The sequence below is a fragment of the Nocardioides luti genome (assembly GCF_014212315.1).
Classification (GTDB): Bacteria; Actinomycetota; Actinomycetes; order Propionibacteriales; family Nocardioidaceae; genus Nocardioides; species Nocardioides luti.
Map to the genome: position 1 here is coordinate 1,414,197 of NZ_JACKXE010000001.1, position 19,634 is coordinate 1,433,830.

The 19,634-nt window shown below is 74.3% G+C and carries 21 protein-coding genes and 1 tRNA gene; 4 read left to right on the plus strand and 18 right to left on the minus strand.

The genetic code is table 11. The annotated features are described in order from the left end of the window. Nucleotides 1-131: 131 nt before the first annotated feature. The 3 genes from H5V45_RS06830 to H5V45_RS06840 are packed head-to-tail and all read left to right on the plus strand — an operon-like array spanning nucleotide 132 to nucleotide 4,893. A complete protein-coding gene (locus tag H5V45_RS06830; RefSeq protein ID WP_185252241.1) occupies nucleotides 132-572 on the plus strand; it encodes a pyridoxamine 5'-phosphate oxidase family protein in 441 nt (146 codons plus the stop codon). Continuing rightward, complete coding sequence (locus H5V45_RS06835) at nucleotides 569-3,277, plus strand: GNAT family N-acetyltransferase (protein ID WP_185252242.1); 2,709 nt, start codon at nucleotides 569-571, stop codon at nucleotides 3,275-3,277. The genes H5V45_RS06830 and H5V45_RS06835 overlap by 4 nt, the downstream gene beginning before the upstream one ends. A 53-nt stretch (nucleotides 3,278-3,330) precedes the next feature. Continuing rightward, nucleotides 3,331-4,893, plus strand: coding sequence for a GAF domain-containing sensor histidine kinase (locus H5V45_RS06840; protein ID WP_185252243.1), 1,563 nt, complete (start codon nucleotides 3,331-3,333; stop codon nucleotides 4,891-4,893). Nucleotides 4,894-4,962: 69 nt separating this feature from the next. On the opposite strand, the gene H5V45_RS06845 is transcribed toward H5V45_RS06840, so the two are convergent. From H5V45_RS06845 to H5V45_RS06870, 6 genes are all read right to left on the minus strand, one after another. Further along, a complete protein-coding gene (locus H5V45_RS06845; RefSeq protein ID WP_185252244.1) occupies nucleotides 4,963-5,544 on the minus strand; it encodes a DoxX family membrane protein in 582 nt (193 codons plus the stop codon). Nucleotides 5,545-5,648: 104 nt separating this feature from the next. Next, nucleotides 5,649-6,356, minus strand: coding sequence for a response regulator (locus H5V45_RS06850; RefSeq protein ID WP_185252245.1), 708 nt, complete (start codon nucleotides 6,354-6,356; stop codon nucleotides 5,649-5,651). A gap of 39 nt (nucleotides 6,357-6,395) precedes the next feature. After that, on the minus strand, nucleotides 6,396-7,340 hold the full coding sequence (locus H5V45_RS06855; protein WP_185252246.1) for a universal stress protein: 945 nt from the start codon (nucleotides 7,338-7,340) through the stop codon (nucleotides 6,396-6,398). Nucleotides 7,341-7,440: 100 nt separating this feature from the next. Next, a complete protein-coding gene (locus H5V45_RS06860) occupies nucleotides 7,441-8,631 on the minus strand; it encodes a lipid-transfer protein (protein ID WP_185252247.1) in 1,191 nt (396 codons plus the stop codon). Continuing rightward, complete coding sequence (locus H5V45_RS06865; protein WP_185252248.1) at nucleotides 8,628-9,116, minus strand: Zn-ribbon domain-containing OB-fold protein; 489 nt, start codon at nucleotides 9,114-9,116, stop codon at nucleotides 8,628-8,630. Before H5V45_RS06865 ends, H5V45_RS06860 begins: the two co-directional genes overlap by 4 nt. A gap of 166 nt (nucleotides 9,117-9,282) precedes the next feature. Next, nucleotides 9,283-10,686, minus strand: coding sequence for a cystathionine beta-synthase (locus tag H5V45_RS06870; protein WP_185252249.1), 1,404 nt, complete (start codon nucleotides 10,684-10,686; stop codon nucleotides 9,283-9,285). Between the two features lie 79 nt (nucleotides 10,687-10,765). Between H5V45_RS06870 and H5V45_RS06875 the strand changes: the two genes are divergently transcribed. Then, nucleotides 10,766-11,809: a GDSL-type esterase/lipase family protein gene (locus H5V45_RS06875; protein WP_185252250.1), complete on the plus strand. Its 1,044-nt coding sequence runs from the start codon at nucleotides 10,766-10,768 to the stop codon at nucleotides 11,807-11,809. Between the two features lie 97 nt (nucleotides 11,810-11,906). Here H5V45_RS06875 and H5V45_RS06880 read toward each other — a convergent pair whose 3' ends face one another. The 12 genes from H5V45_RS06880 to eno all read right to left on the minus strand — a co-directional run bounded on the left by H5V45_RS06880 (nucleotide 11,907) and on the right by eno (nucleotide 19,571). After that, on the minus strand, nucleotides 11,907-12,779 hold the full coding sequence (locus tag H5V45_RS06880) for a Bax inhibitor-1/YccA family protein (protein ID WP_185254513.1): 873 nt from the start codon (nucleotides 12,777-12,779) through the stop codon (nucleotides 11,907-11,909). Between the two features lie 148 nt (nucleotides 12,780-12,927). Continuing rightward, a tRNA-Leu gene (locus H5V45_RS06885) sits at nucleotides 12,928-13,001 on the minus strand. 74 nt (nucleotides 13,002-13,075) lie between these two features. Further along, nucleotides 13,076-13,636, minus strand: a complete 561-nt coding sequence (locus tag H5V45_RS22600) for a peptide deformylase (RefSeq protein ID WP_185252251.1) — start codon at nucleotides 13,634-13,636, stop codon at nucleotides 13,076-13,078. Beyond that, on the minus strand, nucleotides 13,633-14,151 hold the full coding sequence (locus tag H5V45_RS22605; protein ID WP_185252252.1) for an ACT domain-containing protein: 519 nt from the start codon (nucleotides 14,149-14,151) through the stop codon (nucleotides 13,633-13,635). The genes H5V45_RS22600 and H5V45_RS22605 overlap by 4 nt, the downstream gene beginning before the upstream one ends. Further along, complete coding sequence (locus tag H5V45_RS06900) at nucleotides 14,148-15,047, minus strand: uracil-DNA glycosylase family protein (protein WP_185252253.1); 900 nt, start codon at nucleotides 15,045-15,047, stop codon at nucleotides 14,148-14,150. The genes H5V45_RS22605 and H5V45_RS06900 overlap by 4 nt, the downstream gene beginning before the upstream one ends. A gap of 115 nt (nucleotides 15,048-15,162) precedes the next feature. Next, nucleotides 15,163-15,510, minus strand: a complete 348-nt coding sequence (locus H5V45_RS06905) for a hypothetical protein (RefSeq protein WP_185252254.1) — start codon at nucleotides 15,508-15,510, stop codon at nucleotides 15,163-15,165. A gap of 35 nt (nucleotides 15,511-15,545) precedes the next feature. Continuing rightward, nucleotides 15,546-15,833 carry a DUF3618 domain-containing protein gene (locus tag H5V45_RS21815; protein WP_185252255.1) on the minus strand — a complete coding sequence of 96 codons (288 nt, stop codon included), beginning with the start codon at nucleotides 15,831-15,833 and terminating at the stop codon, nucleotides 15,546-15,548. Further along, the gene (locus tag H5V45_RS06915; RefSeq protein WP_185252256.1) at nucleotides 15,830-16,231 is read right to left on the minus strand and encodes a phage holin family protein; all 402 of its coding nucleotides are present in this window, start codon (nucleotides 16,229-16,231) and stop codon (nucleotides 15,830-15,832) included. The genes H5V45_RS21815 and H5V45_RS06915 overlap by 4 nt, the downstream gene beginning before the upstream one ends. A gap of 78 nt (nucleotides 16,232-16,309) precedes the next feature. Further along, nucleotides 16,310-17,215 carry a Ppx/GppA phosphatase family protein gene (locus H5V45_RS06920; protein ID WP_343061457.1) on the minus strand — a complete coding sequence of 302 codons (906 nt, stop codon included), beginning with the start codon at nucleotides 17,213-17,215 and terminating at the stop codon, nucleotides 16,310-16,312. Next, entirely contained in the window at nucleotides 17,212-17,718 is a 507-nt protein-coding gene (locus H5V45_RS06925) for a DUF501 domain-containing protein (protein ID WP_343061458.1), read from the minus strand. The genes H5V45_RS06920 and H5V45_RS06925 overlap by 4 nt, the downstream gene beginning before the upstream one ends. Next, entirely contained in the window at nucleotides 17,715-18,194 is a 480-nt protein-coding gene (locus H5V45_RS06930) for an FtsB family cell division protein (RefSeq protein ID WP_343061459.1), read from the minus strand. The genes H5V45_RS06925 and H5V45_RS06930 overlap by 4 nt, the downstream gene beginning before the upstream one ends. A gap of 99 nt (nucleotides 18,195-18,293) precedes the next feature. Then, nucleotides 18,294-19,571, minus strand: a complete 1,278-nt coding sequence (gene eno, locus H5V45_RS06935) for a phosphopyruvate hydratase (RefSeq protein ID WP_185252258.1) — start codon at nucleotides 19,569-19,571, stop codon at nucleotides 18,294-18,296. Nucleotides 19,572-19,634 lie beyond the last annotated feature (63 nt).

Consider the following 19,634-nt stretch of genomic DNA (forward strand, 5'->3'; position numbering starts at 1 on the left):
TCGTCGCGCACCGCGCGGTCCGGCAGGGCGCAACGGTCCGCCCCCTCGGGACCATCGGCCCTGCTGCGCAGCGCGCTGAGCCGTGAGGATCGAGGGGCAGCAAGAACCACCCGACCGACCGGAGGTGCGCCGTGCACGAATCACTCGACCTGAGCCAGCAGGAGTGCGAGACCCTGCTGCGCTCCGGCGTCGTGGGGCGCCTCGCGCTGTCCACCCCGGACGGACCGCACGTCATCCCGATCAACTACTCGGTCGTCGACGACGCGATCATCGTGCGGACCTCGCCGTACAGCCTGCTCGGCACCTACGGCCGGGACAGCACCCTGGCCTTCGAGATCGACCAGTTCGACCACGAGTACCACCGCGGCTGGAGCGTCGTGGCGCGCGGCCGCGCCGAGTTCGTGACCGACCCCGCCGAGCTGGAGCACATCCGCGCCGTCTGGCAGCCGCACCCGTGGGCGGCGGGCGCCCGCGGGATGCACCTGCGCCTGGCCTGGGACGAGCTGACCGGGCGACGCCTCGGCGCCGCCGGGAACCCCGTGGCCGAGCTGCGCATCCGGCGCGCCCTGTGACGTACGCCGGGAGCCACGCCGACCCGCTCGACGCCGACGTCCTCCTCACCGACGGCACCGTCGCCGTGGTGCGCGGCGTCCGGCCCGACGACCACGACGGCCTCGCCGCCCTGCACGAGGGCGCCTCCCTGGCCAGCCTGCGGATGCGCTTCTTCGCCGTCGGCCGCAAGGCCGGGCAGGACTACGTCGAGCACCTCTTCGACGCCGCGCGCCCGACGGTGGCGGCCCTGGTGGTCACGGTCCGGGACCGCATCGTCGCGCTCGGGACGGCCGAGCCGGTCTCGGCCGACACCGCCGAGGTCGCCTTCCTCGTCGACGAGGAGCGTCACGGCCAGGGCCTCGGCAGCCTGCTGCTCGAGCACCTCGCGGCGACCTGCCGCGACCGCGGCATCCGGCGGTTCGTCGCCGAGGTGCTCACCGAGAACCGCGCCATGCTCGGGGTCTTCCTCGACGCCGGCTTCGAGGTCACCCGCCAGGCGGACGCGGGCACCATCCACGTCGAGATGGGCATCGCCGCCTCAGCGCGCGCCGTGGCGGCCGCCGACGTCCGCGAGGGTCGCGCGGAGACCCGCTCGCTGGCACCCCTGCTCCACCCGCGCAGCGTCGCGGTCACCGGCGTACGCCGCGACGGCAGCGGGATCGGCGCCGCGGTGCTGGCCTCCCTCCGCGCCGGTGGGTACGCCGGCGACCTGTACGTCGTCCACCCCACGGCCCCCGAGGTCGCCGGGCTGGCGGCCTCCGCCCGGTTCGTCGACCTGCCCGGGCCGGTCGACCTGGCGGTCGTCGCCGTGCCGGCCACGCGCGTGCTCGAGACGCTCCGCGACGCCGCCGAGGCCGGGGTCCCCGCCGCGGTGGTGATCTCGTCGGGCTTCGAGGAGATGGGCGCCGAGGGGGCTGCCCTGCAGCGCGCGATGCTCGACCTGGCCCGCCGCCACAGCATGCGCCTGGTCGGGCCCAACTGCCTGGGCGTGATGGTCAACGACCCGGACCTGCGGCTGAACGCGACCTTCAGCCACGGCGTACCCCCGCCCGGCGGCCTCGCGATCGCCTCCCAGTCCGGCGGCGTCGGCATCGCGCTCATCGACCTCGCCCGGGACCTCGGGCTGGGGGTCGGCTCCTTCATCTCGCTCGGCAACAAGGCGGACGTGTCGGGCAACGACCTGCTCGCCGCCTGGCTCGAGGACCCGCGCGTGACCTCGGCCGCGCTGTACCTCGAGTCGTTCGGCAACGCCCCGAAGTTCGCCCGGACGGCCCGCCGTTTCGCCGAGCGCAAAGCCCTGCTCGCCGTCGTCGGAGGCCGCTCGCAGGGGGGCCGGCGGGCCGGTGCCTCGCACACGGCCGCCGCCGCGGCCTCCGGCGTCGGCGTGGACGCCCTCTTCACCCAGGCCGGCGTGATCGCCTGCCGCAGCGCCGAGGAGCTCGCCGAGACCGCGCTGCTCACCGACGGCCGGCCGCTGCCGGGCGGCCCCCGCCTCGCGATCGTCAGCAACGCCGGCGGGCTCGGCGTGCTCGCGGCGGACGAGGCGGACCGGTGCGGCCTCGTCGTCCCCGAGCTCTCGCCCGCCCTGCGCGCCACGCTGGCCGGCCACGTGCTCGGCACGACCGGCACCAGCAACCCCGTCGACGCCGGCGCGGGCACCGCGCCCGCGGACCTCGGCGCGATCGTCGCGGCCCTGCTCACCTCCGACGAGGTCGACGCCGTGGTGGTGGTGCTCGTCCGCACGAGCGTCGGCGACCCCGCTCCCCTCGTCACCGCGCTGGTCGACGCCCGCGCGGCCCACCCCGGCAAGCCGCTCCTCCTGGTCCCGATGGGCGGGTTGAACCCGCGCCCCGACGACCTCCCGGGCATCACGCGCTACCGCTCGGTCGGCACCGCCGTCCAGGCGCTCGCGCGCGTGACGAGGTACGCCGCCTGGTTGCGCGTCCCGCGCGAGGAGCCCGAGCCGCCGGACGAGGACCGCGCCGCCGTGGCCCGCCTCGTGGGCGCGCGGCTGGTGGCGGAACGGTCCGCCGACCGTCCTGCCGGCGGCTGGCTGGACCCGGCCGAGGCGATCGAGCTGCTCGGCCCCTACGGCCTGGCCCCGGCCGGGCGCAGCGCGCGCGGCGGCGAGGGGGCGGGCCGGGCCGCGGTGGACCTCGGCTTCCCGGTCGTGGTCAAGGTCGCGGAGCCCGGGATCGTGCACAAGACCGAGCGCGGCCTGGTGCGCGTCGGGCTCACGTCGTACGACGAGGTGGTGGCGGCGGTCCGCGGGTTCGGCCTCGAGCTCGGGCAGGACGGGGTCCCGGTGCTCGTGCAGCCGGTCGTCGCCGGGGTGGAGCTCGCGCTGGGCGTCGTGCGCGACCCCGGCTTCGGCCCCCTGGTCATGGTCGCGGCCGGTGGCGTGACCACCGACCTCCTGGCCGACCGCGTGTTCCTCCTGCCGCCGCTGACCCGCGCCGACGCCGGCCGGGCGCTGCGCTCGCTGCGCAGCTGGCCGCTGCTGGACGGCTTCCGGGGCAGTCCCCGCGTCGACGTCGCCGCCCTCGAGCAGCTGGTCGTCGACCTGGGCGCGCTCGCCACCGACGTGCCCGAGGTCAGCGAGCTGGACCTCAACCCGGTCCTCGTCACGCCCACGGGCTGCAGCCTCGTCGACGTCAAGGTGCGGCTCGCCCCGGCGACCCTCCTCGACGCCGGGATCCCCCGCCGGCTGCGCCGGCCCCGCTGACCCGGCCCCGCCGTCCCGCCCCGCTGGCACCGCCCGTGCCCCACACTGGCCCGATGACGACCTCCCCGCGTCCCGAGCTGCCCGGCACCGCCCAGGCCCTGCTGGACGCGGTGATCGCGATCTCCTCCGACCTCGACCTGCGCAGCGTGCTCACCCGGATCGTGGAGGCCGCCTCCGAGCTCACGGGCGCGCAGTACGCCGCGCTCGGGGTGATCGGCCACGACGGCTCCCTGGTCGAGTTCGTCACCACCGGCCTCACCGAGGAGCAGCGCGCGCTGATCGGCGACCTGCCCCGGGGCCAGGGCATCCTCGGCCTGCTGATCGAGCAGCCCCGCGCGCTCCGGCTGCCCTCGCTCAGCGCGCACCCGCACTCGGTGGGCTTCCCCGCGAACCATCCACCGATGACGACGTTCCTGGGCGTCCCGGTGCGGATCAGGGGCACGGTGTTCGGCAACCTCTACCTGACCGAGAAGGCCGGCGGGACCGAGTTCACCGAGCAGGACGAGCTGCTCGTCGGGGCGCTCGCCAGCGCCGCGGGCTTCGTGATCGAGAACGCCCGCTCCTACGGCCTCAGCGAGCGCCGGCGCCAGTGGCTGGAGGCCTCGGCCGCGCTGGCCGACGCGCTGCAGCCCCCCGTCGACGTCGTCCGGGCGCTGCGGCTGATCACCCAGGCCGCACGCTCGGTGTCCGGGGCACGGGCCACCGCCGTGCTCGGGTACCGCTACGACACCGCACGCACCGTCACCTCCGACCCGGCCGACGCCGACCGCGCCACCGCCGCGCTGGACGAGCTCGCGACGAGGCCCCGCTCCGGGACCGACATCGCCGCCGTGGATCTCGGGCCCCTCACCGCGCTGGTGATCCCGCTGCGGGCGCACCTGGCCGAGCGGGCCGCGCTGGTGGCGCTCTTCGACAGCGGCCGCGCGCCCCAGGACGTCGAGGAGCGCGAGCTGCTCGCGTCCTTCGCCGACCAGGCCGCGCTGGCCCTCGACCGGGCCCAGGCCCTGGCCGACCGCGAGGAGCTGGTGCTGATCTCGGACCGCGAGCGGATCGCGCGCGACCTGCACGACGTGGTGATCCAGCGCCTCTTCGCCACCGGCCTGCACCTCCAGACCGCCGCCCTGCTCGCGGCCAGCCCGGACATCGCCGAGCGGCTCGACCGCGCCGTCACCGACCTCGACCAGACGATCAAGGACATCCGCGGCACGATCTTCGAGCTGCAGCTCCAGCGCTCCGACTCGCTGCGGGCGGAGCTGCGCGCGCTCGTGCAGGAGTACGCCTCCGTCCTCGGGTACACCCCCACGGTCCGCACCAGCGGTCCCGTCGACACCGCCGTGCCCGACCCGGTCCGCGAGCAGCTCGTGCCGGTGCTGCGCGAGGCACTGTCGAACCTGGCGCGGCACGCGCAGGCGTCGTACGCCGAGGTCGTGCTGCTCGTGACCGGCGAGGACGTGCGGCTCACCGTGCTCGACGACGGGGTGGGGGTCGCGGCCGGTCCGGCCGAGAGCGGGCTGCGCAACGCCCGGCGCCGGGCCGGCGCCCTCGGCGGTGGGCTGGAGCTGACGGCGCGCGAGCCGCGGGGCACGTCGTTCAGCTGGTGGGTCCCGCTCGGCTGAGCGACGGTCCCGGACGTGGCAGAGCGGCCACCCGGCGTGCCGGGTGGCCGCTCACTGCGGCGAGTGGGATCACCGCAGGACGGGGTGCTCCTGGACGACCTTCTGGCTGCCCCACCAGTGGCCGAGGCCCCAGGTGTCGCCGGCGTTGAGGAGGGCCAGCGCGACCACGCTGAGCGCACCGAGGATGTGGTCGTCGAGCACGGGGTTGGTCTCCGGCGGCAGGGCCACGCTCCACATGAGGAGGTACATCGTCGCGCCGGCGACGGCCGCGAAGCGCATGCCGATCCCGAAGGTCAGCGCCGTCCCGATGCCGAGCAGGCCGAGCATGAAGAGGGTGTCGGCCCAGGCGGTGCCGCCGATGCTGTTGTAGAAGCCCTTGAAGGGGCCGTCGGCGCCGAACTTCAGGAAGCCCTCCGTCGGGCTGCCGCCGTTGATCCAGGCGGCGGGGCCGAAGCGGTCCAGCGTGGCCCCGGTCGGGTCGTAGCCGGTGTGGAAGCCCAGGGCCAGCAGCTTGTCGAAGAACGCCCACAGGAAGGTCAGCCCGAAGGCGATCCGCAGGGCGGCCAGGACGCGCCGGGTGGTCGTGACGTGGGTGGCGGAGACGTCGCCCGCGACGCTCTCCACGTTCGTGTGCTGGTGCATGACAGCCATGGCGGCGGCCTCCTCGAGTAGTGGACTTCTTCTGACTCGAGCCTCCCGCGGGGAGGGGGGTCACCGGCAGGGGCGGATGGTCCCCCGGTGGGTGCTGATGGTCCTCAGTGTCCGGGACCGTTCGGCCCGCCGCCGGGGCCCTGACCGGCCGGGCCGGCCTGACCGGCCGGGCCGAGGAGCTTCGAGGCGAGCACGGCGGCCTGGGTGCGGCGCTCGAGGCCGAGCTTGCTCAGGATGCTGGAGACGTAGTTCTTGACCGTCTTCTCGGCGAGGAACATCCGCTCGCCGATCTGCCGGTTGGTCAGGCCCTCGGCGATCAGCGCGAGCAGCTTGAGCTCCTGCTCGGTCAGCTCGGCGAGCTCCGGCGCCGTCGCCGGGCCGTTGCGCACCCGGTCGAGGACGCGCGCGGTCAGCGCCGGGTCGATCAGCGAGTTGCCGGCCGCGACCTGGCGCACGGCCCCGACGAGGTCGGAGCCCTTGATCTCCTTGAGCACGTAGCCCGACGCCCCGGCCATGATCGCCGCGAAGAGCGCCTCGTCGTCGTCGTACGACGTCAGGATGAGCGCCCGGATCGACGGGTCCACCGCCCGGACCGCCCGGCAGACCTCGACCCCCGAGCCGTCCGGCAGCCGGCCGTCGAGGACCGCGACGTCGGGGCGCAGCGCGGGAATCCGCGACGTGGCCTCCTCGGCCGACCCCGACTCCCCCACGACCTCGATGTCACCGGCGGCCTCGAGCAGCGCCCGGAGACCCTGGCGGACCACCTCGTGGTCGTCGAGGAGGTAGACCGTGATGCGCTGGGGATCCGTCATGCGGCCACTGTCCCACCTCGGGCGGTTCGTCGGCGCCGGTCACACGAGCAGCGCGGCCCGGTGGCCGGGCGCCTGGTCGTGGCCCTGGTCGTGCCCGTGGGCGCGCACGGCGCGGTGCGGGTGCGGCGCGACGAGCAGCACCGGGCAGGCCGCCTCGCGCAGCACCGCCCGCGCCACGGGCCCCAGGTGCGAGCCGGTCGGCACGAGCGGGTCGTGGCGGCCGACCACCACGAGGGCGGCACCGGTCGAGGCCTCGACGAGCGCGTCGGCCGGTCGGGCGTGGCGGACCTCGACCTCGACGGGGACGCCGGGGTGCTCCGCGACCGCCTCCGCCAGCGCGGCCTCCACCTGCACGCGGGCCGCGGCCGAGAACGCCTCGGAGGTCTCGCGGGACATGACGAGGTCGTCGTACCCGCCGGGGAACCACCACGTGTGGACCACCCGCACCCCGACGCCGCGGGCGGCGCCGACGGCCAGGGCCTGGACGAGGATCGCGTGGCTGCGCTCGGGGACGTCGACGCCGACCACGACGCGGCCGAGCGGCCCGTGCGGGCCGCGGCGGGGCACGACGACGACCGGGACGGACGTGCGCGCCGCCACCCCGCTGGTGGTCGAGCGGGTCGCGATCCGCGCCAGGCGGGTCTCGTCGCGGCGCTCTAGGACCAGCAGCCGGGCCGGCTCCGCCGCCTCCACGATGCCGCGGACGACCGGCAGCCGCACGAGGCGACCGCGGACGGCGACCCGCGAGGCGACGAGCTCGGCCGCGCGCTCCAGCGCGACCTGCAGCGCCCCGGCGGCGATCCGCTCGGCGCGGGCGACGTCGTCCAGCCCGGTCTGCGGCGCGTGCGGCACCACGTCGTAGGCGTGCACGAGCTCGAGGGGCGCGCCCTGGCGGACGGCCTCCTGGACGGCGTACGCGAGCGCCGCCTCGGGCACGCACTGCTCGCTGACGGCGACGACGACGGGCCGGTGGTCGGTGGTCATGGGGTCCTCCTGGACGTCTGGGTCACGTCCAGCGTGGCCCCGTGCGGCCATCCCGCGGCAGGGACCAAGGTCCCGTCCCGGCGCCCGTTCGGTCCTCCGGTCAGGTGCTGAGCAGCACCGACGACCCGTGCCCGAAGAGCCCCTGGTTGGCGGTGATGCCGACCCGGGCACCCTCGACCTGGCGGCCGGTCGCCTGCCCGCGCAGCTGCCAGGTGACCTCGCAGACCTGGGCGATCGCCTGCGCCGGGACCGCCTCGCCGAAGCAGGCCAGCCCGCCGGACGGGTTCACCGGGACGCGGCCACCGATGGTGGTGTCGCCGGCCCGGAGCATCGCCTCGGCCTCGCCGGGCTTGCAGAGCCCGATGTCCTCCATCCAGTCCAGCTCGAGGGCGGTGGAGAGGTCGTACACCTCGGCCAGGCTGACGTCCTCGGGGCCGATGCCGGCCTCCTCGTACGCCGCGTGCGCGATCGACTGCTTGAAGGTCCGCTCCGGGACGCCGGCCACGGCGCTCGAGTCGGTCGAGAGGTTCGGCATGTCCAGCACGGTGTTCGGGAAGGTCGGGGTGACCGTCGAGACGGCCCGCACCCGGACCGGCGCGGCGATCCCGTGGCGGCGCGCGTAGTCGACGCTGGTCAGGACGACCGCCGCCGCCCCGTCGGAGGTCGCGCAGATGTCGAGCAGGTGCAGCGGGTCCGAGACCACGGCGCTGGTCAGGACGTCCTCGGCACTGACCTCCTTGCGGTAGCGCGCGTTCGGGTTGGCCAGCCCGTGCCGGGCGTTCTTGACCTTGACCGCCGCGAAGTCCTCCGAGGTGGCCCCGTGGAGGTCCATCCGGCGGCGGGCGTACATCGCGAAGTACGCCGGGTTCGTCATCCCGAGCAGCCGGAAGCGCAGCCAGTCCGGGTCGTCCCAGCGCTCGCCGGCGTTCGGGGCCAGGAAGCCCTTGGGCGTCGTGTCGGCCCCGACTACGAGCGCGACCTCGCAGAGCCCGGCGAGGATCCGGGCGCGCGCGGTGTCGATCGCCTGGGCGCCGGTGGCGCAGGCGGCGTACGACGTGGCGACGCGGGCGCCGTTCCAGCCCAGGGCCTGGGCGAAGGTCGCGCCGGCGACATACCCGCCGTAGCCGTTGCGCACCGTCTCGCCGCCGACCACCAGGTCGACGTCGGTCCAGGCGACGTCCGCGTCGGCGAGGGCGGCGCGGGCGGCGTGCACGCCGTACGTCGTGAACGGCCTGCCCCACTTGCCCCACGGGTGCATGCCGACCCCCAGGACGGCGACGTCGGTGCTCACTGGTCGGCCTCCTCGCCCAGCTCGACCACGGGCTTCCAGCGCCAGATGGTGCGGTCACCGGTCTCGTCGGCGTACAGCGTCTCGACGACCAGCTCGACCTCGGCGCCGACGTGCAGGTCGCGGACGCCGTACCCCTGCGCGACCTGCCCCAGCACGACCAGGCCCTCCGGCAGCTCGACCGCCGCGAGCGCGAACGGCTCGTAGGCGTCGCCGGGGCTGCCGGGCGCGAGGTAGGGCGGCGGGGGTTGGTACTGCGCGTCGGTGTACGACCAGACCCGGCCGCGCCGCGACAGCTCGACGTCCTCGAACTCCTCGCCCGCGCACGCCGGGTTGCGGCAGAAGCCGTGCCCGTCGGGGCCGGCGCCGCTGCTGCTCCGCGGGAAGAAGACCGTGGTGCACGTGGTGCACCGGGCGCCGACCAGCGCCGCGGCCGCCCCGGTCGTGAACCATCCCTCGATCGCGGGTGTCGCCGGGGTCGCCGTCATGTCGCTCCTCGCGCCGGAACTAGAACAGGTTCTGATTCTAGCCGACGCGGGAGCGGTCGCTTCATCACGGGATGCAGGCGAAGTGGAGCTTCCCACGGCGAATTCACCGAGGGAAGCGCTGCTTCGCCTGCATCCCGTGATGAAGCAGGGGCCAGTGGGCCCGCCCTCAGCCCCGCGCGAGGAACGCCAGCAGGTCCTGACGCGTGAGCACGCCGACCGGCTTGCCGTCCTCCTGGACAAGCACGGCGTCGGCGTTGCCGAGCAGGGTGACGGCGTCGCGGGCGGCCTCGGTCGAGCCGATGGTCGGCAGCGCCGGGGACATGTGGTCCTCGACCTGGTCGGTCAGCTTGGCGGAGCCGGCGAAGAGCGCGTCGAGCAGCGTGCGCTCGGAGACCGACCCGGCGACCTCGGCGGCCACGATCGGGGGCTCGGCGCGCACGACGGGCATCTGCGAGACGCCGTACTCCTGCAGGATCTGCACGGCCTCGGCGATGGTCTCGCCGGGGTGCGTGTGCACGAGGTCGGGCAGCCGGCCGTCCTTGCCGCGGAGCACCTCGCCGACGGTCTGGGAGTCGCGGGCGGCGAGGAAGCCGTACTGCCCCAGCCACTCGTCGTTGAAGACCTTGGTGAGGTAGCCGCGGCCGGAGTCGGGCAGCAGCACCACGATGACGGCGTTCTCGCCCTCGGGGGTGCCGGCCAGCTCGTGGGCCAGCTGCATCGCGGCGTACGCCGCCATGCCGGACGAGCCGCCGACGAGCAGCGCCTCCTCGCGGGCCAGGCGCCGCGTGTAGTGGAAGGAGTCCGCGTCGGAGACCTCGATGATCCGGTCCGCGACGGTGCGGTCGTAGCAGTCGGGCCAGAAGTCCTCGCCGACGCCCTCGACGAGGTAGGGCCGCCCGGAGCCGCCGGAGTAGACCGAGCCGGCCGGGTCGGCGCCGATCACCTGGACGTCCGGGTTCTGCTCCTTGAGGTAGCGGCCGATGCCGCTGATCGTGCCGCCGGTGCCGACGCCGCAGACGAAGTGGGTGATCTTCCCCTCGGTCTGCGCCCAGATCTCCGGGCCGGTGGTCTCGTAGTGAGAGCGCGGGTTGTTCGGGTTGGAGTACTGGTCGGGCTTCCACGCGCCCGGCTGCGAGGAGAGCCGGTCGCTGACGTTGTAGTACGAGTCGGGGTGCTCAGGGGCGACCGCGGTCGGGCAGACGACCACCTCGGCGCCGTACGCCTTGAGCACGTTGCGCTTGTCCTCGCTGACCTTGTCCGGGCACACGAAGACGCATTTGTAGCCCTTGGCCTGGGCGACCATCGCGAGGCCGACGCCGGTGTTGCCGGAGGTGGGCTCGACGATCGTGCCGCCCGGCTGGAGCTCGCCGGACGCCTCGGCGGCCTCGATCATCCGGGTCGCGATCCGGTCCTTCACGGACCCGCCGGGGTTGAGGTACTCGACCTTCGCCAGCACCATCGGCGCGGTCGCGGGGTCGAACGTGGGCTCCTCGGGGGTGATGAGGGCCCGGGACAGCCTCAGCAGCGGGGTGTTGCCGATGAGGTCCAGGAGTGAGTTCACATACTGCATCCCGTCAATCTAGAGGCCCCCGTCCACAACCCACCAAACCGCGTGCAGGCGGCTCGCCGGCCCTCCGTAGACTGGGGGTGTGGGGAAAGCCGGAGCAGCGCGCAAGCTCGCCTCCGCTGCCGCCTTCGGTGGTGGCGGGCTCTCCGCCGTCGGCGCCGGGTTGTACGGCGTCCTGACCCTCGAGGCGAAGCTCGCCCGCAAGGCCATCGGCGTCGTCTCCAGCGAGCCGCCGCCGGACGCGACCGGGTGGTACGGCCGCGGCCGCCCCGGCCCCGCGCTCAAGGTGGCGCTGCTGGGCGACTCCAGCGCGGCCGGGTACGGCGTGGACCGCGTCGAGGAGACCCCGGGCGCGGTGCTCGCCAGCGGGCTGGCCGAGCGGGCCGACCGCCGGGTCTACGTGCGCGAGTTCGCCGTCGTCGGCGCCCGGACCGCCGACCTGGCCGCCCAGATCGACCGCACCCTGCCGATCGAGCCGGACGTCGCGGTGATCCTGATCGGCGCCAACGACGTCACCCACGGCACCTTCCCGTCGGCCTCGGTGCGCCAGCTGTCCGAGGGCGTGCGCCGCCTACGCGAGGCCGGCATCGCCGTCGTCGTCGGCACCTGCCCGGACCTCGGCACCATCAAGCCGATCGCTCCCCCGCTCAAGCAGGTCGCGCGCACCTGGTCGCGCCGGCTGGCCGCCGCGCAGACCATCGCCGTCCTCGAGGAGGGCGGCCGCACCGTCTCGCTCGGCTCGATCCTGGGCCCGGAGTTCGCCGCCGCGCCCGCGCTGCTCTTCGGCCCCGACCAGTTCCACCCGTCGGTGGACGGCTACCGCTCCCTGGCCGCGGTGCTGCTGCCCTCGACGATGGCCGCGCTCGGGCTGATCCCCGACGACGAGGCCCAGCCGGAGGCGTTCCGCGGCGAGGGCGTGCTGCCGGTGGCCACCGCGGCCGTCCGCGCCGTCAACACCCCCGGCACCGAGCTCGACGGCACCGAGGTCGGCGGGTCCCGCCGCGGGGTCCGCGGCATGTGGGTCGAGCTGCGGCACCGCCGCCGGCACCCCCACTCGGAGGTCGAGGCGCCCGACGACGAGGACGAGCAGGCCGCTGCGGTCGAGCAGGACGCCGGCTCGCGCTGACGCCGTACGACGCGCCCCGGACATGACGACGACCCCGGGGCGTACCCGGGGCCGTCGTGTTCCGCGCCGACCGTTGCGGGGCCGGAGCTCGGTGGGGCTAGTTGTCGCTGAAGATCGCGAGCAGGCGCAGCAGGTTGGTGTAGATCCAGACCAGGCTGACCGTCATCGCGAACGCGGCACGCCACGACTCCCGCTCGGGGATGCCGTTGGCGATGCCCTGCTCGACGAAGTCGAAGTCCATGACGAGCATGAACACGCCGAGCACGAGGCCGGCGATCGCGGTGAGCATGCCGAGCGTGCCGAAGCCGAAGAGGCCGATGCTGGCGTTGAACATGCTCAGCACGAGCTCCATCAGGCTCAGACCGATCATCCCGAAGACGGCAGCCATCACCATCATCTTGAACTTCGCGCCGACCTTGATGTTGAAGACCTTGTACGCCGCGAGCGTGCCGGCGAAGGCCGCGAACGTGCCGATCACGGCGCCGGAGACGACCCCGTCACCGAACTGCACGTCGAAGAGCTTGCTCAGGCCGCCGAGGGCGATGCCCTCCGCGACCGCGAACGCCATCACGAGGGCCGGGCTGATGACCTTCTTGAAGGAGTTCACCATCGACAGCGCGAAGGCCGCGAGCGAGCCGATCATCACGGCGGAGATGAGGCCGCCGCTGATCGCGCCGTTCTCGATGTCCGGCGTCATCACCCAGGTGGCCAGGGCGGAGACGATGACGATGCCGAGCGTGATGCCGGTCTTCTGGACGACCGAGTCGATCGTCATCGGGCCGGTGGAGGCCGGGGTGTGGGTCGGGGTGCCGGGCGTGCCGGTGCCCCAGGTCGAGGGGTCGGACTGGCCGGCCTGCCCGTAGCCGGGGTAGGCCGCACCGTTGCCGGCGTACGTCTGGTTGCCGTAGGTGTTCGCGCCGGGGCGGTTGAACTCCTCCGAGCGGCGGAACACCGGGTTGTTGCTCTGCATGGTCTCCTCCTTGGAGGCCGGGTGGTGGCCGTCCATCTGACGACTCACCGGTGTGTGCCCCAGTCTAGAAGGGCTCACCGGGTTCAACGCTCGGCCGGGCCGTGGCGTTCCCGCTGGTGACGGCTCATTTGGCAGGTTCCGTGCAGGGTGCCCCCGCTGGGACTCGAACCCAGACTGAGCCGCTTTTAAGGCGGTTTCCTCTGCCGATTGGGATACGGGGGCCGGGTGCTGCCAGGGGACGTCATGCGATGTGGTCGCCCCGGCGACCAGATCGCATGACGTCCGTCAGGACCGGATCATAAGTACGTCTTGCGGGCGTAGATCGCGTGCGCGCCGGCCGCCCGGTCCACGAACAGCAGCCCGGCGCAGTGGTCGATCTCGTGCAGGAGCGCGCGGGCCTCGAAGGCGTCGGTGGTCACGGTGACCTCCTCGCCGGTGCCGGGCAGCTGGCCGCGGACGACCAGGCGGGTCGGGCGCTTCACGTCCCCGGTCAGGTCGGGGACGCTCATGCAGCCCTCGCGGGCCTTCTCGTTGCGGCTCGACTCGACGACCTCCGCGTTGCAGAGCACGAAGGTGCCGTGGTGCGTGCGCGTCTTGGGGTGGGCGGAGACGTCGACGCAGAAGAGGAGTACGCCGACGCCGACCTGCGGCGCGGCCAGCCCGACGCAGCCGGGGCTGACCCGCATCGTCGCGACCAGGTCCGCCGCGAGCTGCATGGTCGCGAGGTCGGTGGGGTCGACGCGCTCCCCCGGCGTCGACAGCACGGGGGCCGGCGCGCGGACCACGTCGAGGACCCGGCCCTCGACCCCGAGGTCGGCCTCGGTCCAGGCGGCGACCGGGTGCTGCTCCTCGCTCACAGGTCGTCGGCCTCGGCCTCGCGCAGGGTCGCCCCCACGCCGAGCCCGGAGGCGACCTGCTGGATCGCGGCGTCGACGGCGGCCGGGTCGACGCCGGCGGGCAGGTCGATCTCGGCGACGAGGAGGTACAGGTCGCCGGCCAGCCGGGTGGTCAGGTCGGTGATGTTGCCGCCCACGCGGGCGATCTCCTCGACGATCGAGGAGACGATGCCGGTCCGGTCGCCGCCGTGCACGGTCAGCACCCACGGCGTACCCCCGCCCGCGGCCGCGTCCTCGGTCGGCACCTCGCGGACGGTCACGGTCAGCGACCCGTCGTCGGCCAGCGGCGCGAGCGCGGCCTCGATCTCGGCGTCGGTGGCGGACCCGGCGCAGACCAGCGTCATCGCGAAGTGGCCGCGCAGCAGCGTCATCGACGAGTCCTCGAGGTTGAGCCCGAGGCCGGCGAGGCGGCCGGTGGTCTCGGCGATGATGCCGGGGCGGTCGTGGCCGAGGACGGTGATGGCGTGGAGGGTCACCGGGGCATTCTCGCAGCGGCGGCCGCGCGGCCGAGCACGTCGTCCAGCATCGGCTCGGTGAGCTTGCCGGTGAAGGTGTTCTGCTGGCTGGGGTGGTAGCTCCCGAGCAGCAGCACGTCCCGCCGCGGCTCGTCGGTGGCAGGCCCCTCGAGGACGGCCTCGGCGCCGTGGCCGAAGCGGGGCTTGGGGCGGGGTACGCCGTGGCCTGCGGCCGCGAAGGACCGCAGCGCCGCGTCCCAGCCGAACGCGCCCAGCGCCACGACGACCCGGACCTCGGTGAGCAGCCGGATCTCGGCGGCGATCCACGGGGCGCAGGTGTCGCGCTCCTCGGTGGTCGGCTTGTTCTGCGGCGGGGCGCAGCGGACCGCGGCCACCATCCGGGTGTCGAGCAGCTCCTGCCCGTCGCCGGCGTGGACGCTCGTCGCCTGGCGGGCCAGCCCGACCCGGTGCAGGCTCGCGAAGAGCCAGTCCCCCGAGCGGTCCCCGGTGAAGATCCGGCCGGTCCGGTTGCCGCCGTGCGCCGCCGGCGCCAGGCCGACGACCAGCACCCGCGCGTCGGCCGGCCCCCAGCCCGCGATCGGGCGGCCCCAGTACGGCTCCCCGGCGTACGCCGCCCGCTTGTCGCGCGCCACGTCCTCGCGCCAGGTCACCAGCCGCGGGCACGCCGAGCAGACCGAGATCCGGGCCGTCAGCTCGGCCAGGGACGTTGCGGATTGGTCACCAACCGCACGTTCCGGGGTCTCCGACGTGCGGTTGGTGACCAATCCGCGCACGTCGGCGGCCGTCCGGGCGACGGGCGTGCCGGGCCCGGCAGGGTCGTCGGACCAGCCGGAGCCGGGCGGGACGGGCGAGGCGAAGGGCTCGCCGGTCAGCGGGTGCGGCAGCGGCTCGGTCACCCCCTCACCGTGCCAGACGCGGGGGTGGGACGTCGGGGCACGACTCGGCCCCCGCACGCGACGAACGGGGGCCGGGTCGCGCCGGACGAGCCGGCGGTCTGGGGTGGGGTGGGCGTCAGGACAGCGGCGGGGCCGTGGTCCCGGCCGGCCGGGCCGCGGCGTGGGCGCCACCGACACCACCCGCGGTCGAGGACGAGGTCGACGAGTCGTCGCTGCGGACCTTGTCGGCCACGGTCGAGGCCACGGCGGACGCGGCCTCCTTGGCCGTGGTGGCCGCGGCGTCCTTGGCGACGGCCGCCTGCTCGGCGACGACGCCGGTCGCCTGCTGCTTGGCCGACTGCACGCGGGGGTTGCGGGCGACCTGGCGGGCGCCGGCGGCGATCTGCTCGTAGCGCTCGCGGCCGGCGCGGGCGCCGAGGACGTAGCCGATGCCGGCGGCGGTGAGGAGGGACAGCTTGCTCATGGGGACTCCTGGGGTGGGTCGGGGTGGGCGGGAGGTCAGTGGGTACGCCGGCGCCACACGAGCAGCGCGACGACCGCGAGCACGGCGACGGCGCCGCCGACCAGCTCGGGCCGCGGCGAGCCGGTGGACGTGGTGGCGCGGTCCTTGAGCTCGGCGGCCTTGTCCTGGGCGCGGGCCTTGACGTCGAGCTTGGCCTGCAGCTGGCCGACGGTCGCGGCGAGCTCCTCGCGCTGGCGCGCGATGTCGGCCTCGATCTCCTCGGGCGTCTGGGCGGCGGGCGTCTGGGCGGACGTCTGGGCGGGTGTCGTGCCGTTGGTGCTCACAGGTGCTTCCCCTTGATGGTCTCGACGTCGTCGTGCAGGCCGGCGATCGCGCGCTCGGGAGCCGGCGGCGTGGCCGCCTTGACCTCCCTGGTGCCGACGAAGGCCACGAGGGCGGCCCCCGCCAGCAGGGTCACCGCCACGACCAGCCCCGCCGCCCACGCCGGCAGCACCATCGCGAGGCCGATGACGGCGGTCGCGACCAGGGTGGCGATGGCGAAGAACGCCAGCAGGCCGGCGGCGCTGAACATCCCGATGCCGACCCCGGCCTTCTTGCCCTTCTGGGCCAGCTCGGCCTGGGCCAGGCGCAGCTCGCTGCGCACCAGCTCCGGGATCTGCTCGGAGAGTCGGTGGACGACCGCTCCGAGTGGTTCGTCGGTCGTACGCGTCGTGTCGGTCATCTGCGTCCCGTGCCCGATGCGCCCCCGCACAAACCGCCCGTCGGGGTGGGATGACCTGTGAAACACCTGCCAGCGCGCTCAGCGCCCGATCGACCAGGCGATCCCGTCGAGGATGTCGGACTCGGACACGAGCAGGGACGGGACGCCGGCGCGGCGCAGCACCCGCGACAGGATCAATGCACCGGCGTCGATCACGTCCGCACGGCCCGGGTGCATCCACGGCAGCTCGAGCCGCTCCGCGACGGTCATCGCGACCAGCCGGTCGACCAGCGCGTGCACGTCGTCGGCGGCGAGGACGGCCTGGTCCGTGTCGGTACGGTCGTACGCCGCCAGGTCGAGCACCCCGGCGGCCACGGTCGTGACGGTGCCGGCGACCCCGACGACCGTCGCCGCGTCGCCCGGTGCGACGGGGCAGGCGTCGAGGTGCGCGTCGATGTCGGCCACGCAGGCCGCGACCTCGGCCGCGGTCGGCGGGTCGGAGTGCAGGTGCCGCTCGTGCAGGCGAACCGAGCCGATGTCCATCGAGTGCGCGGTCTCGGGCGCCGACGACCCCAGGATCAGCTCGGTCGACCCGCCGCCGATATCGACGACCAGGACCGGCTCCTGCGGCGGGACCCGCAGGTTGCGCACCGCGCCGTCGAAGGCCAGGGCGGCCTCCTCGGCCCCCGCGATCACCTCCGGCTCGACGCCCAGCCGGGCGCGGACCCCGGCCACGAAGTCGGCGGCGTTCGAGGCGTCCCGCGACGCCGACGTCGCGCAGAACCGCACCCGGTCGACCGGCACCTCGTGGGCGGTGATGAGGGCGGCGTACTCGTCGAGCGCCGCGAACGCCCGCACCAGCGCCTCGTCCGCGATCCGTCCGGTGCGGTCGAGGTCCTGCCCGAGCCGGACCATCCGCATCTCGCGGACGGCGACGTCGGGCAGGTCGCCGATCAGGAGCTTGATGGTGTTGGTGCCGCAGTCGATCGCGGCGACGGTGCTCACGCGTCCGGGGTCACGCAGGGGCCGGACTCCCACCAGGCGCCGAGCGCGTCGAGCACCTCGTCGCCGAGCGGGTTGACGCCGCGGCCCTGGGCCAGCGACTGCCCGGCGAGCACGTGCAGGCACTTGACGCGGTCGGGCATGCCGCCGGCCGAGATCCCCTCGATCTCGGGGACGTCGTGCCCGGCCCGGGCGGCGATCTCGGCGCGGGCGGCGAGGTACCGCTCGTGGGCCGCGCGGTAGGCCGCCGCCAGCTCCGGGTCGGTGCCGAGCCGGTCCTGCATCTCCTTCATCAGGCCGGAGCCCTCGAGGGTGCCGATGCGGGAGGCGGCGCGCGGGCAGGTGAGGTAGTACGTCGTGGGGAACGGCGTGCCGTTGGGCAGGCGGGGCTCCGTGGTGGCGACGTCGGGGTTGCCGCAGGGGCAGCGGTGCCCGACCTCGTGGATGGCGCGCGGCGGCCGGCCCAGCTGGGCGGCGATCGCCGCCTCGTCGGCGGGATCGATCACTGCTGCGAGCCGTCGATCTTCGACAGCGGCGGCGCGGTCGGCTTCGGCGGGTTGCCGGCGAGCTGCACGGACTTCCACTCCTGGGTCCACCACGCGGTGGGGGTCTTGGGGTCGACGGTCGAGGGGTCGCTGAGCGAGGTACGGCTCTCGAGGGGCTTGCCGTCCGCGCCGATCACGACGTACGACGTCTCGCCCGGCATCAGGTAGCCGAACCGCTCGCGGGCCTGCTGCTCGACGTACGCCGGGTCGTTCCAGCGCCGCTTCTCCCGCTCGAGGTCGGTGATGTTGGCCTCGCGCTGGGCGATCTGGCTCTTGAGGTCGGTGATGTGGGAGCGCTGCTGGAGGTAGGCCCGCATCGAGGAGGCGTAGGACACCGTCAGCACCGCCAGGACGAGCAGCAGGATGGCCGCCCGCCCGGTGAAGCGGGGGCGCCGCGGCCCGGTCGCGGGGTCGACGACCGAGGTCGCCTGCTCCACCGACCGGACCCGCGGGACGCTCCGCTGCCCGGGTCGTCTGCCGCCTCCGGGCCCGCCCCGGTTGGTCTTTCGCTCCGCCACAGGAGAAGTGTCTCCCGATCAGGCCCGGTATCGCGGGAAGGCGGCCGCACCGGCGTAGCGCGCCGCGTCGCCGAGCTCGTCCTCGATGCGCAGGAGCTGGTTGTACTTCGCCACGCGGTCCGAGCGCGCCGGGGCGCCGGTCTTGATCTGGCCGCAGTTCGTGGCGACCGCGAGGTCGGCGATCGTGGTGTCCTCGGTCTCGCCGGAGCGGTGGCTCATCATGCAGCGGTAGCCGTTGCGGTGCGCCAGCTCGACGGAGTCGAGGGTCTCGGTCAGCGAGCCGATCTGGTTGACCTTGACCAGCAGGGCGTTCGCCTGGCCGCCGGAGATGCCGCGCTGCAGGCGCTCGACGTTCGTCACGAAGAGGTCGTCGCCGACGATCTGGGTCTTCGTGCCGAGCTGGTCGGTGATGGCCTTCCAGCCGTCCCAGTCGTCCTCGTCGAGCGGGTCCTCGATGGAGACGATGGGGTACGACGCCACGAGGTCGGCGTAGTAGGCCGTCATCTCCTCGGCGGACTTGGTGCCGCCCTCGAAGGCGTAGGACCCGTCCGTGAAGAACTCCGAGGCCGCGACGTCCATCGCCAGGGCGATGTCGGTGCCGAGCTTCAGGCCGGCGGCCTCGACGGCCTCCGCGATCAGGTCGAGCGCGGCGCGGTTGGAGTCGAGGTTCGGGGCGAAGCCGCCCTCGTCGCCGAGGCCGGTGGAGAGGCCCTTCTTCTTCAGGACCGACTTGAGCGCGTGGTAGACCTCCGCGCCGTGGCGCAGGCCCTCGCGGAAGGTCGCGGCGCCGATCGGCGCGATCATGAACTCCTGGATGTCGACGTTGGAGTCCGCGTGCGAGCCGCCGTTGAGGATGTTCATCATCGGGACGGGCAGCAGGTGGGCGTTGGGGCCGCCGACGTAGCGGTACAGCGGGAGGCCCGCCGAGTCCGCCGCCGCCCGCGCCACGGCGAGCGAGACGCCGAGGATCGCGTTGGCGCCGAGCTTGGCCTTGTTGGGCGTGCCGTCGAGCTCGAGCATGGTCTGGTCGACGAGGCGCTGGTCGTCGGCGGCGAGGCCCTCGACCGCCGGGGCGATCGACTGGACGACGCCGTTGACGGCGTTCTGGACGCCCTTGCCGAGGTAGCGGTCCCCGCCGTCGCGCAGCTCGACCGCCTCGAACGCTCCCGTGGAGGCGCCGCTGGGCACCATCGCCCGCGCGAAAGCGCCGTCGTCGAGGAGGACCTCCACCTCGACCGTGGGGTTGCCGCGCGAGTCGAGGATCTCGCGGGCGCCGACTGCTTCGATGGATGCCACGGGCTGCTCCTGGTGCGGTTGCTGGTGCGGTGCTGGGGCGGGTGCGGGGCTGTGCGGGGGCGT